Source organism: Dyadobacter sp. HNCC25DJ184 (assembly GCF_056895215.1).
This window is the reverse complement of record NZ_JBXHAQ010000013.1, coordinates 178,146-195,632: the sequence shown is the minus strand read 5'-3', so window position 1 is coordinate 195,632 and position 17,487 is coordinate 178,146. Positions and strand designations below refer to the sequence as shown.

Genomic DNA, 17,487 nt, shown 5'->3' with positions numbered 1-17,487 from the left:
TTCATTTTCGCACACTAACCCCGGGGTAAAACTGAATCAATATTATAAAAACCAAATCATGAAAATCAACTTTATTTTAATATACAGCTTCGCTATCCTGATTTTAGGACTGTCGGCTACCGCTCAGGTAGTTTCAAAGGATTCGATAGATGTCCTCAAGAAACGGCAGGAGAATATTCAAGTCGACATGAAAGTGAACAAGCAAAAAATCGAGCTCGCGGAACTTGAAGAGGAGCTTGCCAAAAAAAGTGTTGATGCCGGGAAGAAGACCTATGACGCTCAAATCATGGCAAACGAGAATCAAGCATTAGCCGAAAACCTCCAAAAAGATGCTCAAAACAAAACCCTCGCCAATCAGGCTTCAAAATCGGCACGAAATGCACAGCGAAGTGCAAAAGCAGCGCGTAGAGCCAATGAGGAAATTGAGGACATTACGCAGGAGATCAACACCCTGAAGGGACAAATCGCCGAAGAACAATCCGCATCGGGCGTCGCCAGCGTGCAAACGCCACAGGTTCCCATTACTTCAGATGTAACCCAAGCCCGGGCCGTTACATACCCGTCGCCAACCATTATTACCGAAGAAGCAACCATTTCAGCGGTACCGGAAATGGCTCAAAAAGTGGTAGAGTCAACATACCGCAGCTATCCGCAAACGCCAGGGCAACCTACCATAATCATCAACAATATCATTACTCCAAATTACGACAGGACAGCACACCCGCCGGTTGCCGTGACAGAAAAGAACGTGTTGGTTTCAGATCAACAAGACAGACAGGAGTTTGAAGACTTTAAAAAATGGAGAAGAGTGTATCAGGCTCAGAGAGAAAACGGTTTTGATAAAAGTCGAAACGGCTCTCTTGCAAGTGATTCACCCGCTCAAGATCATATTGAAACGCGAAATGGTGGTGAAGCTTCCGAACGGTTAGGGTTCCGTCAGCGATTTGGTGAAAAACCGCCCCGAAACTCCGGTCTATGGGTTATACCGATGGTTGGGATTCACGCCTCTAATTTCAAAACCGACATTGGCCAGGGGAAAGCAGATGGCCGTACTGGCTGGAACGCCGGACTAGATTTCCGTATTCATGCCAAACGTTTCTTTATCCAGCCGGGTGCACATTATTTCAGCTCCTCGATGCGCATAACGAGTGAAGACAGCATATCCAATGCGCCACTATTGTCGGGTCCGCGGATACATTCGCTTAAAGTCCCGGTTTTATTGGGCCTTTATCTTACCAGAGCCAATAAGGGCTTTTTCAAAATGAATATAAAAGCCGGCGCGACAGGCACCTATGTGCTGGCAGTGGATAAAAATGAAATCGCTCAGTTTTCAAAAGAAAACATCGAAGAATATTCTTACGGCTTAAATGCCGGTCTTGGACTGGAGTTTGGACTGATTACACTCGATTTTTCGCACGAATGGGGAATGAGCCCTCTTTTTAAAGATAACAGTATAAAAAACAATGTGTTAAGAGCAACTGTTGGACTTAAATTGTAAAACATCCAATTGTTGGAAGAACTGGAAAGGATGATGAAGTACTCCGATCATATCTCGTTTGCTGAAATTACAATTAAAGCAACGTAACAAAGTATCTTGAATTTTCAGATCCTGTCAACTCGGAAATCTATTTACACCAAAATAATTGATACACATTACATAAATTCCTAAACCTGTGTTTTCTAGAAAGAAACACAGGTTTTCATGCAACGAACTAGTTCAGATATAAGCAAAAGTGCCTCAAAAATCTTAGAAATCTAGTAGCATCATGTCAGAAGAACCCCGCCGAATTGCGTCTAAAGAGTCAGGAAACATTGATATTACAGATATAAAAACCGGGCTCACCAGCCAGGAAGCCGCATTGCGCCTGGAGCAATTTGGTTTGAATGAATTAGAGCAAGTAAAGCCAGAAAACATCTGGTCCATCCTCTTACGACAGATCAATAGTGTCATCGTCTGGATCCTGGCAGCAGCGGCAATCGTTTCCTTTTTTCTTGGCGACAATCTGGAAGGTTTCGCAGTGATCGCGGTCATTATGATCAATGCAATTACCGGCTTTGTGCTCGAATACAATGCCCGGCAGTCCATGGAGGCTTTGCGCAAACTGGACACCACACCCGCAAGAGTATTGCGCGATGGAAAAATAAAAGAGATCCCGTCCGATCAGCTCACTATGGGCGACATCCTGATTTTAGAAGCTGGTGATCTGATATCCGCAGACGCCCTTATCATTGAGGTAAACCAGTTAGCCGTTGACGAATCCGCACTTACCGGCGAATCTGTACCATCCGCAAAAACCACAGATCCATCCTCGGAAGATGCGCCCTTAGGCGACCGTCATGACCGGCTATTCAAAGGGACTGCCATAACCAACGGAAATGCAAAAGCTGTTGTCACAGGTATCGGGCAAGCCACAGAACTCGGTAAGATAGCCGTCATGGTGAGCGAAGCCAAGCGTACTGCTACACCTTTGGAAACAAAACTGGACGCCCTGGGGAAAGTACTTATATGGGTTACACTTGGTATGGCGAGCCTATTTTTAATCGTAGGATTTGTACGAGGACAGGAAATTAAACAGTTGATAGAAACAGCTGTAGCGCTGGCTATTGCGGCCATTCCGGAAGGCATGTCGGTGGTTGCTACTGTCGCGCTGGCTTACGGAATGCTTCGTCTGGCCGAGAAAAAAGTAATTGTAAAACGGCTGTCAGCAGTTGAAACACTGGGCGGAACTAACGTTATTTTTACCGACAAAACCGGAACGCTAACCCAAAATAAAATTGAAGTGCACGCATTGCGTGCGGCTGGCAATGACCTCACCGTCCACTTTGCCTCAGACAAGGCTGGACTGAGGCTTGACATAACCAATGGAGACCCGGACCTGATCCATTCGCCTCAATTTGAAATCCTAGCCCGTATAGGTGCTTTGGTGAATAATGCACAGCTTGATTCAAAGAAATCTGACCGCAAAGAACTGGGCGATCCCGTCGAAATTGCACTCCTGACCTATGCACGCGCTGCTGGCATTGACCTTCATAAATTACACCGCGATTACAAACGGCAAGCCGAACAAGCATTCAGTTCAGACACGCGTATGATGGCCACACTCGACACGGTAGGACCCGATTATTTTATTGGAGCCAAAGGAGCAGTGGAAGAAGTGTCCGAACTTTGCAGTTGGGAGAGCCAGGAAGACCGAGACAAAGAGCTTGAAATATCGGAGCTGATGGCGGCAGATGGATTAAGAACACTTGCTTTTGCTTACCGAAAAACGGATAAGAAACCAGGAGATAACTTTACACAAGAAGAAAAAATGACTTATGCCGGGCTGATCGGATTTTTAGATCCCCCGCGAAAGGAAGTAACAAAGTCATTAATCGCGTGTCACAAGGCGGGAATTAAGGTTATAATGGTTACCGGAGATCACCCGGCTACTTCACTGAAAATCGCCAAGCAGGTCAACCTGGTAGGACCTGATGAGCAGCTGGTTTTAACCGGAAAAGACCTCGAATCATTTGATTTTACTTCAGCGGAAGATCAGAAGAAGATGATGGATTGCCACGTATTCGCCCGTGTAAATCCGGCTCAAAAGCTGAATATGATTGATTTTTATCAAAAGCAGGGAGATATAGTGGGCATGACCGGCGATGGGGTTAATGATGCACCTGCTTTAAAAAAATCGGATATCGGTATAGCAATGGGACTTCGCGGAACAGCAGTTGCCGCCGAAGCTGCTGATATGGTTTTGAAAGATGACTCCTTCGCGTCCATCGTCCATGCCATTGAGCAGGGAAGAGTCATTTTTGAAAACATCAGAAAGTTTATTGTCTTTCTGTTGTCCTGTAATATGAGCGAAATTTTCGTTGTCACTTTTGCAGGCTTTCTGAATGTGGGCAGTCCGCTCCTACCCTTGCAAATCCTTTTCATCAATATCATTACCGACGTTTTCCCGGCACTTGCACTGGGCGTTGGAAAGGAAAATAAAAACCTGATGGAATCACAGCCAAGGGATCCCAAACAGCCCATTTTACAACTGGACGATTGGAAGCGAATTGTATTTTATGCCCTGGTGATGACCGCCTCCGTTCTCGGTGTTTACTGGTATGCCATTAAGCAATTGGGATTAGGTCCACAGGAAGGGAATACCATAACCTTTTACGCACTTTCACTTGCCCAGCTGCTGCATGTGTTTAACATGTACTCGGGCAAACTGCAATTTTTCAACAACGAAATTACCCGGAATAAGTTTATCTGGATGGCGCTGATTTTGTGTGTATTAATTATGTTTGCAACTAATTATTTTCCTTTCTTACGGCAAATACTTTCTATTCAAATAATTGATATACAATCTCTTGAATTGATACTGGTGGCCGGTATATTTCCTGTTTTGGCAATTCAAACTGTACGCGGATTTTTCCCGATAAAGGAATATAAACATGTCTGATCTGTGATTGATACAACTTGCATCAAAGCATATGTAACATATTAAGCCTGAAATAGCTCAACTTTATAATCACTGTCTGCTGTTAGGTGCCATGGCTTTCTGGATAATTTTCAATCAAATAAATAGCAATAGATCTCTCATGAATTTCAATGAAGCGGTTGTTTACCCTCAAATTCTTGACCTTATCTAATAATAAAATTCACTATGAATAAAACAGGACCAATCGTGATCATTGAAGACGATATGGATGACCAGGAACTATTGACGGAAATTTTCAACGATCTCAGTTACAAAAACAAACTTGTATTTTTTAATGACGGCGAGCAGGCACTGGAATATCTCTCAAGTACCAACATCGAGCCGTTTCTTGTTTTGTCCGACATCAATATGCCCAAACTAAATGGCATAGAATTGAGAGAAAAAATTCACAATAATGAAGATCTGAGGTTAAAGTCGATTCCCTATCTCTTCTTTTCCACCAGTGCAGAGCAGAAACATGTGATCGACGCATATTCAAGATCCATTCAGGGATTTTTTGTTAAACCAGCTGCATATGACAAACTCAAAAAGCTTATGACGATCATTGTGGAATACTGGCAGGAATGCGAGTCACCGAAATATATCAAGAATGTGCAGCAGTAGCCGCTTTGGCATCAGAATGAGCCAGAAACTCGCCAAAGCTCAATGAAACTTTTTAACTAATCGTAAATACCTATTGCCATGAGCTCCGGAAAATCAATACTTGTTATCAATGGCGGCTCATCAAGCATAAGGTTTGCTTTTTATAGAGTTGATCCAACTCCTACTTTACTACTTGCCGGAAAGCTTGCCAATATTGGAAATAAAAGCACCGAACCGGTTCTGACAAATACTTCTTCTGATACACCGGAATGTCTCAAAATTCCTGAGAATACCTATGAGCATGCCGCCAGTTTTCTAATTGACTGGCTGGAAAAACGACCGGAATTTTCCAACATCACGGCCATCGGTCATAGGATCGTTTATGGTATGCAACAAACAGATCCACAGGAAATAACCCCTGAATTGCTTGATTACCTTAAAAAGATCAGCCCCTACGATCCTGAGCATTTACCCGAAGAAATCAAACTGATAGAGCTTTTGACCACGCGAAATCCGGATTTGAGACAGGTGGCCTGTTTTGATACAATGTTTCATGCCAATATGCCCGCTGTTGCCAAACGGTTGTCTGTTCCACGTCGTTTTGGCAAAAAAGGTCTGCAACGTTATGGCTTCCACGGTCTCTCCTACTCATATCTGATGCAGGAGCTTGAAAACCTGTCAGGCAAAGAAGCCGCAAAACAAAGAATCGTTTTGGCGCACCTTGGAAACGGAGCAAGTTTGGCAGCTATCAAGAATGGTCAAAGTATCGACACCAGCATGGGCTTCACCCCTGCTTCGGGCGTGATGATGGGAACCCGCAGCGGAGATCTGGATCCGGGTGTGGCGTGGTATATGATGCAGTTCGAAAAGCTTAGCCCCAACCAATACAACCATATGATCAATCACGAGTCGGGACTTCTGGGTATATCAGAAACAACTTCCGATATGCGGGAACTGATTAATTCTGCAACGTCAGATCAACGGGCAGAAGAAGCTATTGAGCTGTTTTGTTATCAGATAAAAAAAACGATTGGTTCATTTGTTGCCGCGCTTGGTGGCGTTGATACTCTCGTTTTTTCGGGAGGAATCGGAGAAAACATTCCGCAGATCCGCAGCCGCATTTGCCAGAATCTCGGCTTCTTGGGAATAGAACTGAATGAAGCTCGAAATCTGAATAATGAGCCAGTTATCTCCACAGATATTGGGAATGTGACTGTAAGGGTGATTGCGACCAACGAAGAATTAATGATCGCCTTGCTTGTAACCCAGGTTTTGAAATTACGCCATTAAACAACAGTGATTATGAAAATGGAAGATACTGGTTCTGAAACGAAAACTTTAGCACCCGAATTATTAAAAAAAATGAATGCCTATTGGCAGGCAGCAAACTATTTATCTGTCGGCCAAATCTATCTTTATGGTAATCCTTTGCTGAAAGAGCCGTTGAGCCTCGAACATATCAAGCCGCGACTTCTGGGCCACTGGGGTACCACACCGGGCCTGAACTTCATTTATGTTCACCTTAATCGTATTATCAGACAGTACGATCTAAACATCATCTACATTACCGGCCCCGGGCATGGTGGCCCTGGACTGGTAGCCAATACCTATCTGGAAGGAAGTTATAGTGAAGTATACCCGAACATCAGTGAGGATGAAACAGGGATGCAGAAACTTTTCAAACAGTTCTCATTTCCCGGCGGCATCCCCAGCCACGTTGCAGCGGAAACACCGGGCTCTATCAACGAAGGGGGTGAACTTGGTTATTCTCTCGTTCATGCATATGGGGCGGTATTCGATAATCCGAGCCTGATCGCCGCATGTGTGATTGGCGACGGAGAAGCCGAAACAGGTGCTTTGGCAACGAGCTGGCACTCCAATAAATTTCTGAATCCCGTCCATGATGGCGCGGTACTTCCCATCCTTCATTTGAATGGATATAAAATTGCTAATCCGACTGTTCTGGCAAGGATTCCAAAAGAAGAACTGGAGCAGCTTTTCCGTGGATATGGTTACAATCCTTATTTTGTAGAAGGTGAAGATCCTGACACGATGCATGAATTGTTGGCTGCAACGCTGGATATTGTAGTTGGAGAAATCAGGAAGATTCAAAGTGATGCACGTTCAAACGGTTTTTCGAAAAGACCCGCTTGGCCAATGATTATTTTCCGTACACCTAAAGGCTGGACCGGCCCGAAAGTAGTGGACGGGCTCCAGATTGAAGGAACGTGGCGATCCCATCAGGTACCGTTAGCTGAACTGGCCGCCAAACCTGAACACGTGCAGATTCTGGAAGAGTGGATGAAAAGCTATAAACCCGAGTTGCTTTTTGACGAAAATGGAAAACTGGTCGCAGAGCTGGCTGAACTGGCTCCGGAAGGGAACAGAAGGATGGGCTCAAATCCAAGTGCCAATGGCGGATCATTGCTGGTCGACCTGAAAATGCCGGATTTCAGAAACTATGCGATTGCTGTTCCTGCACCCGGAAATATCACAGCCGAAGCCACGTCGGTCATGGGTGAATTTCTAAGAGATGTGATGAAATCAAACTGGCATGAACGGAATTTCAGGATATTCGGGCCAGATGAAACTGCTTCCAACCGCCTTTCCCATTTATTTGATATTACCGAAAGGACATCAGCGGCTGAGATCATTCCGGGTGACAACCATCTTTCACCCGATGGCCGGGTGATGGAAGTGCTGAGTGAGCATCTTTGTCAGGGGTGGTTGGAAGGGTACTTGCTAACGGGCAGGCACGGGTTGTTTTCTTGTTATGAAGCATTTATTCACATCGTGGATTCGATGTTCAACCAGCATGCAAAATGGCTGAAAGTTTCCAGAAATCTACCTTGGCGCAAACCGGTTGCCTCTCTGAATTATCTGCTGACATCCCATGTATGGAGACAAGACCACAACGGAAACAGCCATCAGGATCCTGGGTTCCTGGATCTTGTCGCTAATAAAACAGCAGAAATCGTCCGTATTTATCTGCCACCCGATGCCAATACCTTACTTTCGGTTACAGATCATTGTCTGAGAAGTCGTGACTATATCAATGTGATCGTGGCCGGGAAACAGCCCGAAATGCAGTGGCTGGACATGGAATCGGCAATCAAACATTGCACGGTCGGTTTGGGTATATGGAAATGGGCCAGCAACGACGAAGGTTTTGAACCCGATGTAGTGATGGCCTGCGCCGGCGATGTGCCGACACTTGAAACTATTGCAGCTGTCCAAATTTTAAGACAACAGTTGCCTGAATTGAAAGTGCGGGTCGTCAACGTGGTGGATCTCATGACACTTCAGCCTGAAAGCGAGCATCCCCACGGATTGAATGACCGCGATTTTGACATCCTTTTTACCAAAGACAAACCCATTATTTTTGCCTTTCACGGATATCCGCTTCTGATCCACCGTCTTACCTATCGCAGGACTAACCACAGAAATTTGCATGTGCGAGGTTACAAAGGAGAAGGTACAACCACGACACCTTTTGATATGGTCGTACTCAATGATCTGGACAGGTTCCATCTCGTAGCCGACGTGATTGACCGCCTCCCGGGCCTGGGCGCTAAAGGTGCATATACCAAACAATATCTTCGCGACAAGCTGCTCGACCACAAAGCCTATATCGACATTCATGGAGAGGATATGCCCGAAATCCTGCACTGGAAATGGAATTTGGAATTACCAGCTCATCTGATTTAAATACAATTATGAAAAAAATACTTGTCACCACGGATTTCTCCGCAGACTCAAAAGCTGGCCTGCGTTTCGCAATTCAACTGGCTTCGCAGAGTGAGTTTGCCCTCACTTTCTTTCATTCCTACCATGTTATGTCGCCGACGGCATGGTCTGCTGCGAAGATAAAAGATTATGAAAAATCTGAATCTGCAAAAATCAAGGAGAAACTAGACCTCTTTGTCGAATCCGCATATCAGGAGCTCGACTTGAAACCGAAACAAATCCAGCTAGTTATCCAAAGTTCGGCATTTCCTCAAAGTAATATTATGGAATATGCTTCTGAGCATCATTTTGATTTTATTTGCATCAGCACACGAGGAGCTGGCAAATTGAAAAGGCTGCTTGGAACGAACACAGCCAATCTGATCAATAACTCAGAAATTCCTGTCATCGCAGTACCATATACGTATAAATCAAAAAAGATAACGAGTATACTTTATGCTTCCGACCTTGCAAACCTGGAAAGAGAACTTGAAATCGTTGCCGCATTCGCTACCCCAATCGGTGCAGATGTTCAGTTGCTACATTTCACAACATTTCTGGAGACACGTGTCGACCCCAAGAAGATTGAGCAGGCAAACAAAAAATCAGATCATCTGCGTATTAACTTAAATATCAAGCTTTTTGAACCTGCCGAAAGTCTGATTTCCCAAATTGAAGCAACCATATTAAGGACAAAACCTTCCATGCTGATCATGTTTACAGATCATCACAGAAATTTGTTCGAAAAGATATTTCTATCCAGTAAAGCAGCTGAGTACTCATATCATCCGACAGTCCCGCTGTTGGTTTTTAATAAATTATAATGGAAAACAAAGGGCTCTCTGATGAGCAGGTTCTTCTTGCCCGAAGTACCTGGGGCGAAAACAAAGTAGAAGATAAAAGTAAAAACGGTATGCTGACCGCAGTGTTGGGGCTGATTAAAGAACCGATGCTCATACTGCTGATTGTCGCAGCCGCAATTTATTTCCTCACCGGCTCTCAAGGGGAAGGCTTGTTTATGCTGGGAGCCATTTTTGTAATCTCCACAATATCAATATACCAGGACACAAAAAGCCGGAATGCCCTTGCTGAATTAAAGTCACTTACCCAGCCTAAATGCAAAGTGATACGAAATAGCGTGGAAGTTGAAATTCTCAGGGAAGAAATTGTTATAGGCGACTGCCTGATACTCGAAGAAGGAAACAAAATCCCAGCCGACGGAGCGATTCTGGAGGCACATGATTTTTCTGTGAACGAATCCATTCTGACAGGTGAATCTATGGCTGTTTCCAAAAACGAAACGAGTACAGAAGTATATCAAGGGACACTTGTCGTCACCGGCAGGGCAACTGTGGAAATTACTGCGATTGGCGATAAAACAAAACTGGGAAAGATCGGGATCAGTCTGGAATCAATTGAGCAGGAGCCCACCCCACTTCAGACACAGATCACCAATTTTGTCAAAAAAATGGCAATCATCGGCGGTGTCGTATTCCTGGTCGTTTGGGGAATCAACTACGTCCGTACGCAGCAGATTTTAGATAGCCTTTTAAAGGCACTCACACTTGCCATGAGCATTTTACCGGAAGAGATACCTGTGGCCTTCACCACCTTTATGGCACTAGGCGCCTGGCGTTTGATGAAAATGGGAATTATCGTTAAAAGAACACAAACCATTGAAACTTTGGGTAGCGCGACGGTGATATGCACGGACAAGACCGGAACGATTACCGAAAATAAAATGCAGTTGGTTAATTTATTTGTCATGGCCAAACATGCTGTTGTGCTGCCAGACAGTACATTGAGCGACGATGGCAAAGCACTGCTCAGCATGTCAATGTGGTCCAGCGAACCAGAACCGTTCGATCCTATGGAATCCGCGTTGCACGACGCTTACGGAAAGCTGATCCCGATCGACAGACGGCCGGAATTTAGTCTTGTACATGAATATCCATTAGAAGGGAAACCGCCTATGATGACCCATGTATTTGAGGATGCAGCAGGTGAACGCATCATCGCAGCCAAGGGTGCTCCGGAAGCGATTATAGCACTTTCAGGAGTAACGGAAATTCAGAAAACTGAGATACTCGACGCAGTCAATGAGCTGGCCAACAAAGGATATCGGATATTGGGAGTCGGCCAGAGTAACTTTTCAGGTGACTTATTCCCTGAAAAGCAAGAGCAGCTTTCGTTTCAATTTCTTGGTTTAGTCGCTTTTTACGATCCTCCGAAGGTAAATATCAACTCAGTTTTTCAATCATTTTATAAAGCAGGAATTCAGGTAAAGATCATCACAGGCGATAATTCAGCTACAACGCAGAACATTGCCAGGCAAATAGGATTCAAGGGAGCCGAAAACGTTTTATTGGGTGACGAACTGGTCGAAATGGACGACGATATATTGCAACAGAAAGTCATGCAAACCGGCATTTTTGCCAGGATGTTCCCGGAAGCAAAGTTAAAGGTAGTCAATGCCCTTAAAGCGCAGGGACAGATTGTAGCCATGACCGGCGACGGCGTTAATGACGGCCCTGCATTGAAAGCCGCGCATATCGGAATTGCGATGGGTAAAAAAGGAACAGAAATAGCAAAGCAGGCCTCGTCGCTGATACTGGTTGATGATGATCTCGGAAAAATGGTGGACGCTGTGGCGATGGGCCGCAAAATATATATCAGTCTTAAAAACGCAATCCGCTATATCATTTCTATTCATATTCCGATTATCCTCACCGTATTCATTCCCTTAGCACTGGGCTGGGTTTATCCCAATATTTTCACGCCAGTACATATCATATTCTTTGAATTGATTATGGGTCCTACATGCTCAATTATCTATGAAAATGAGCCGATGGAAAAAGATCTTTTATTGCAAAAGCCGCGGCCGTTTACATCCTCATTTTTTACCTTAAAAGAACTGTCTGTCAGTATTTTGCAAGGTATGGTCATCACAATCGGAATGTTGCTGCTTTATCAATATGCGGTCATGCAATCCTACGATGAAGAACTGACCAGATCGATGGTTTTCATTGGGCTATTGTCAGCCAATATCTGCCTGACGCTAATCAACCGTTCATTCTCTCACTCGATTTTCACGACACTGCGCTATAAAAACAATCTGGTGCCGTTAATCATTGGCATTACCATCCTGCTCTCAGTCGTTATATTTATTATACCTGGCGTTACCCGGTTTTTCAGTCTTGAAACAGTAAGCCTCAGGCAGTTGCTGGTCAGCGTGACCGTTGGATTTGTATGTACAATATGGTATGAAGGAGTCAAATTTTATCATCGAATTGCTTCCCCGAGATTGTAATTCAATCTGACAGGATGTCTTACCAACGATTAATCTACGAGGAATGGGCAAGGTTCGCGTCAGTTGGGTTCACTGTATCTCGTTCCCACATGTAGGTATTGGCATGGTTTCTCTGCAGCAAAAACAGGGCAACGGCCATAAATAGCGTCGCAGGAAATGCAGCATATGAACCAATCGGTGATACTGCCACACAAAATATAATTCCACCCCAGCAACCAAATTTGAAAACCCTACCTTTCAAGAGCATTGATATGGATAACAGTCCCTGACAAGCTGCAATTATCAGAACCATAGGCGTGATGATAGATTGAAATGCTCCCATGATAAATTGTTTATAAACTGGTATCGAGCTGTCGGCATAGTCCTGGTATACCCAGGGAGTGTCCAAAGCCATAGAAGAATTAAGCCAGCAAGCCCATCCGAAAAGCAGAAGAAAAAACAAACGTGCAAGTTTAGGGAATCTAATGCTCGCCAATATTGACAAAAACGCCAGAATATTGGATCCGAAATAAACAGCCATCAAAAAAAATGGGCTAAAAAATAAATCCATGGTCATTAAAAGTGAAATGGAGGCGAAGGCAAATGGTTAATAAGCGGATTTTCCCCTCCCGATAAACCATTCAATCAGTTAGTGAATAGTCGTATTCAACAACAATATCATTGTCAACTAGCTCAACACCGGGAGCCTTCCAGGCTTGCCGCTCTGCCTCATCTTTTTCGTACCATGAGCCTACTGTACCAGTCAAGATCACTTTGTTGTTTAAGACATTTACTTGTATATTCTGCTCTTTAACAGACCAATTACGGGTCAGTGCGCTTTCAATTTCGATTTTTTCAATCTCATCTCTACTTTCAGTTTTGATCGTGATATTGTTAGAAATACCTCTTATTCCAATAAGCTTTTTGATAAAATCCGCCGCTGCTTCTTTTTGATAATTCCACTGAACTTCTCCCTCAAGCGTAATCCAGCCATTTTCAATTTGTATTTTAATTTTATCATCAGGAATTTCCCAATTCGACTTAAAAGCATTTAGTACTTCATTGGCAAGATCAGTATCGTCACGGTTATAAAGATCACTAAAAGTCTTTATTTCGATTTGCTCTACCACCACTTTCACACCTGTCACCTTTTTGGCTGCATCTTCTGCTTCCATTTTCTTGGCATAGCTGTCAACCGTGCCGGAAAGCGTTATAATACCATCTTTTGCTGTAACTCCTATTTCGGCTGCTCTCAACAACGGTTCCCAGTTAATAGCGTCTTGTACATCCTTCTGCAAATCTGAATTAGTTTTCATGATCTTTTTAATTACATAATAGTCATATTACCAATGAAGATGTCCGTAAACTCAGGGCCGACGATTTACATTCCTATTACTAAGCGTTGCATGAGCCACCGGTTTAAGAAACATGATATCACCCGGCCATTAGTTCATGATGTTTAACTCACTTCTTAATAATCGGAATCACCCAAAACACACTCGCTTGAACGACGCTATTTTTAAAATTCGGGCTTATCTCTTCTCCGGAGAAGTCTCCTACCTTCGATAATCCAGCCATGTAACGAAGCCCTACACCAATGCCAGCATCCGACTGGTATCCTAATCCTGCACCTGCAGACAAATCAAGGTTTTTCGAAAAATTATTGATTGTCTGATCCGGAGTATTCTCAGAAATCCTGAAACCCGCCTGCGGCCCGCCTTCTACGTAAAATCCATTAGCTATTCTGAATTTCAGCATGATCGGAACATTCATATAATTGACTTTAAAATCTTTCTTGCTTCCACCGTTTTCAACTTTGGCTCCCTGAGTTGAAAAAAGAACCTCGGGTTGAATAGAAAAGATCTCTCCGAAACCGAAATTAAGTAATCCACCCAGGTGAAAACCCACTTTTGCATCTGAATTAATGTCTCCTCCCGAATAATTACTGATGTTCAGACCCGCTTTCGGTCCAAAACTGAATGACTGAGCAAAAGAGAATGTACTAGAGACTACTAACAGTATAATAAAAGATAATTTTTTCATGTGGTATTCTTGTTTATTTACAAAATTGGCTTTAACATAACACTTGTAAAACTTAGTAAAGACCTGCGCCAACGGTCGCTTTCCATATATTCTCCACAGCATAGCAATACTATGTTTAGCTCATAAATATTATCACAAAATCTGACCATTGGCACGGTTGTATTGACTAATATTTTATCATACAAATCTTGCACAATTTGCCTTCATAATTGTTACAGATGAATTTGCATAAGTTGCATCAATCACATGTTTTTTTAATGTGGTATTTTGGATATTGCAACTTTCATGCACGTATACTATTCAACTTGGAACTTTATTATATTTCGTCGATTGGATAAAGTGATGTCTAAAAAATACCCAGCAGATCAAGTCAAAACTGATGGGATATTGAAAACATGTGAAAAGTATAACATCTATCATAATAGATGTAAGACATTCGATCAAAAACTATCGGAGATTTATACTTACTATGAAAATAGCCCTCGAATAAGAAGACCAGGAAACAACTTACAGATACATATCAAATTTTCCAAAGATATTCTACATAAATAACTTAACAACAAGTAGTTATGAAAATAAAACAAGCATTCTGCAGCCTTTTGCTTGCCAGTTCTACAGGCCTTATAGTTGGGCTTTTGCTCGCTCCTGACAAAGGTGCGCATACACGAAAAAAAATTCGCCAAAAAGCAGAGAGATTTCGTGAAGATAAAATTATTGGTTACAATCGAAAGATAGGCATTCTGAATACCAAACTTGATGAAATATGTAAATTATTATTGATCCAAAGTACTACCAACCCAAAGGACTGGGCCGATAGTGATCAAAAAACAAAAATCATTATATAATTCAATTTACGACGTTGATATTAAGGTTGATTTATCAGACATATGGGGCTAAAAAAAGGTAAAAAAAAGAGAGTTTAATTTCCAAAATACTGTCACATAAATTTGAATCACCCACAAACCTAAGTAGAACAAAATTTCATAAATACTAATTGACAAAACACTATTTATATATACTAAAATAGTAAATGAATTAATCGGTGCGACCTGAGCAATAATCATGGAAAATACTGCCTTATTAAAAGCGATCATTGACAACGCAATCGATGGGATTATTACGATAGATGATAACGGAACAATTGAGACAATAAACCCGTCGTGCTGTCGTCTGTTTGAATATGAACAAGACGAGGTCATTGGGAAAAACGTAGCGATGCTTATGCCACCCTCTGACCCTAATAAACATAATAACTACCTTTTGAATTATCACCAAACCTCTAAAAAGTCTGTCATAGGAATAGAAAGAGAAGTCGTTGGTATTAAAAAATCAGGATCCATTTTCACGTTCCGATTAGCGGTCAGCGAAGTACAATTTTCAGGACGGAAGATCTATACCGGGTTCATTCATGATGTTAGCCGTGAAAAACAAGCAGAAGAAAAACTAAGGGAGTATGCTCTAAATCTGGAAGGCCAGGTACAAGAACGTACTCATCTGTTGAATGAAACAGTGAAGGCACTTGAAGATGCTAAAGAAAAAGTTAGCCTGTCACTTGCAAAAGAAATGGAACTTGGCCAGCTAAAGAGCCGATTTGTATCCATGGCTTCACATGAATTTCGTACTCCACTGAGTGCGATTCAGCTTTCTTCTATTTTGATAGAAAAATATTCCGGTGATAATTTAACTCCAAATATCTTCAGGCATACGGCTAAAATAAAGGTTTTGGTCGCCCATCTTACCAGCGTCCTCAACGACTTTCTGTCACTGGAAAGGTTGGAAGCGGGTGCCTTCAAACCGGTGTTAAGTGAATTCAACATCGTAAAATTCTCAGAGGAAATTACCGAGGATATGCAGCTGATCGCAAAACAAAATCAGCAGATTATCTATCAGCACACCGGCACATCTGCCATTGTAAATCTCGATCAGTCATTGTTGAGAAATGCGATTATCAACCTGATCAGCAATGCGATCAAGTATTCCGGAGAGAATACTTTTATTGAATTCAATACTGAAATTAAGCCGTCAATGGTCACAATGTGTATTAAAGACAACGGCATTGGGATACCATTGGAAGATCAGAAACACTTATTTGAAGCTTTTTTCAGGGCTCATAATACAGGGACTATTCCGGGAACAGGTTTGGGCCTTAACATTGTCAGCAGATATGTCAAGCTCATGAATGGCGAGGTTAGATTCAAAAGCAACCTGCATCAGGGCACTTCCTTCACCCTTTCCTTTCAAAATAGCCATGAATGAACGAATCCTGATTATTGAGGACAATAACGACATTAGGGAGAGCACCGCCGAGATTCTTGAATTTTCCGGTTATTTGGTTACACAGGCAAACAATGGGAAAAAAGGAGTTGAATTGGCATTTCAGCAGAGGCCAGATCTAATACTTTGCGATATAATGATGCCGGAACTTGACGGTTACGGCGTGCTATACATGCTTGGTAAAAACTCCGAGACCGACTCAATTCCATTCATCTTCCTGACGGCGAAGACAGAACGTATCGACTTTAGAAAAGGAATGGAAATGGGAGCCGATGACTACCTGCCCAAACCTTTTGATGAAATGGAGCTTTTAAAAGCCATTGAAGGAAGACTAATAAAAGGACAGAAGCAAAAAGTGTTTCACAGTAAAACGCTTCTCAAAATGGAAAGTCTGACGGCCACATCGGAAAGTGGAAGTGCAGACCTGAAAGCAATGATTGCGGGACGAAAAATCCGGCAGATTAAAAAAGGTCAGATTCTCTACTATGATGGTGATCAACCACTTGGAATCTATCTGGTCCTGGACGGCTCCATCAAGACAGCTAAAAGATCCGACGACGGCAGAGAACTCATCACCGGGCTTTTCAGGACAGACGACTATCTGGGCATAAGTGCCCTACTTCTGGAGCAAACTTTCACCGAGACCGCCGAAGCATTGGAAGACTCCGCGATATGTTTGCTACAAAAAGATTCGGTCATCTCACTTCTTAATCGTTATCCGGATATAGGAGGACAATTCATTAAAATTTTGTCGAATGACATTCATTATAAGGAACAACAATTGATGGATCTTGCTTTTCATTCAGTCAGGAAACGCTTGTCTAATGTGCTTATCAGGCTCACTACCCATGAACAGTTCTCAGCATTCAAAATTTCCCGCGATGAGCTAGCCTCCATGGCCGGTATTGCCTCAGAGACTGTCAGCCGAACATTGACCGATTTTAAAGAAGAGGGTTTGATCGATAAAAAAGGAAGTATGATTTTTATCCAAAATCTTGAACAGCTGCAGAAAATGAAAAACTGATGAGCATCACATAGCGGCGTGATATGATTTGCCATTCACATAATCAGGTGTAGGTAAATTTGGGCACTTAA

At 42.8% G+C, this 17,487-nt stretch carries 13 protein-coding genes; 10 read left to right on the top strand and 3 right to left on the bottom strand.

Translation table 11 applies throughout. From position 1 onward, the window contains the following. The first annotated feature begins 58 nt into the window (after positions 1-58). From AC1XUD_RS19490 to AC1XUD_RS19460, 7 genes are all read left to right on the top strand, one after another. Entirely contained in the window at positions 59-1,498 is a 1,440-nt protein-coding gene (locus AC1XUD_RS19490; protein WP_483362719.1) for a porin family protein, read from the top strand. 268 nt (positions 1,499-1,766) lie between these two features. Beyond that, a complete protein-coding gene (locus AC1XUD_RS19485; RefSeq protein WP_483362718.1) occupies positions 1,767-4,439 on the top strand; it encodes a cation-translocating P-type ATPase in 2,673 nt (890 codons plus the stop codon). Positions 4,440-4,643: 204 nt separating this feature from the next. Next, entirely contained in the window at positions 4,644-5,081 is a 438-nt protein-coding gene (locus tag AC1XUD_RS19480) for a response regulator (protein ID WP_483362717.1), read from the top strand. 78 nt (positions 5,082-5,159) lie between these two features. Continuing rightward, a complete protein-coding gene (locus AC1XUD_RS19475) occupies positions 5,160-6,350 on the top strand; it encodes an acetate/propionate family kinase (protein WP_483362716.1) in 1,191 nt (396 codons plus the stop codon). A gap of 12 nt (positions 6,351-6,362) precedes the next feature. Beyond that, complete coding sequence (locus tag AC1XUD_RS19470; RefSeq protein WP_483362715.1) at positions 6,363-8,768, top strand: phosphoketolase family protein; 2,406 nt, start codon at positions 6,363-6,365, stop codon at positions 8,766-8,768. A gap of 8 nt (positions 8,769-8,776) precedes the next feature. Next, a complete protein-coding gene (locus AC1XUD_RS19465; protein WP_483362714.1) occupies positions 8,777-9,610 on the top strand; it encodes a universal stress protein in 834 nt (277 codons plus the stop codon). Continuing rightward, positions 9,610-12,096, top strand: coding sequence for a cation-translocating P-type ATPase (locus AC1XUD_RS19460; RefSeq protein ID WP_483362713.1), 2,487 nt, complete (start codon positions 9,610-9,612; stop codon positions 12,094-12,096). Before AC1XUD_RS19465 ends, AC1XUD_RS19460 begins: the two co-directional genes overlap by 1 nt. Before the next feature lie 34 nt (positions 12,097-12,130). Here the strand turns inward: AC1XUD_RS19460 and AC1XUD_RS19455 are convergent, their stop codons facing one another. From AC1XUD_RS19455 to AC1XUD_RS19445, 3 genes are all read right to left on the bottom strand, one after another. Beyond that, positions 12,131-12,646, bottom strand: coding sequence for a hypothetical protein (locus AC1XUD_RS19455; protein WP_483362712.1), 516 nt, complete (start codon positions 12,644-12,646; stop codon positions 12,131-12,133). A gap of 70 nt (positions 12,647-12,716) precedes the next feature. Further along, a complete protein-coding gene (locus tag AC1XUD_RS19450; RefSeq protein ID WP_483362711.1) occupies positions 12,717-13,391 on the bottom strand; it encodes a BON domain-containing protein in 675 nt (224 codons plus the stop codon). Between the two features lie 148 nt (positions 13,392-13,539). Beyond that, on the bottom strand, positions 13,540-14,118 hold the full coding sequence (locus AC1XUD_RS19445; RefSeq protein WP_483362710.1) for a porin family protein: 579 nt from the start codon (positions 14,116-14,118) through the stop codon (positions 13,540-13,542). Positions 14,119-14,687: 569 nt separating this feature from the next. On the opposite strand from AC1XUD_RS19445, the gene AC1XUD_RS19440 reads away from it, so the two are divergent. The 3 genes from AC1XUD_RS19440 to AC1XUD_RS19430 all read left to right on the top strand — a co-directional run bounded on the left by AC1XUD_RS19440 (position 14,688) and on the right by AC1XUD_RS19430 (position 17,416). Further along, positions 14,688-14,963: a YtxH domain-containing protein gene (locus AC1XUD_RS19440; RefSeq protein ID WP_483362709.1), complete on the top strand. Its 276-nt coding sequence runs from the start codon at positions 14,688-14,690 to the stop codon at positions 14,961-14,963. A gap of 217 nt (positions 14,964-15,180) precedes the next feature. Beyond that, entirely contained in the window at positions 15,181-16,374 is a 1,194-nt protein-coding gene (locus AC1XUD_RS19435; protein WP_483362708.1) for a PAS domain-containing sensor histidine kinase, read from the top strand. After that, positions 16,367-17,416, top strand: coding sequence for a response regulator (locus AC1XUD_RS19430; protein WP_483362707.1), 1,050 nt, complete (start codon positions 16,367-16,369; stop codon positions 17,414-17,416). The genes AC1XUD_RS19435 and AC1XUD_RS19430 overlap by 8 nt, the downstream gene beginning before the upstream one ends. The last annotated feature ends 71 nt before the right edge of the window (positions 17,417-17,487 follow it).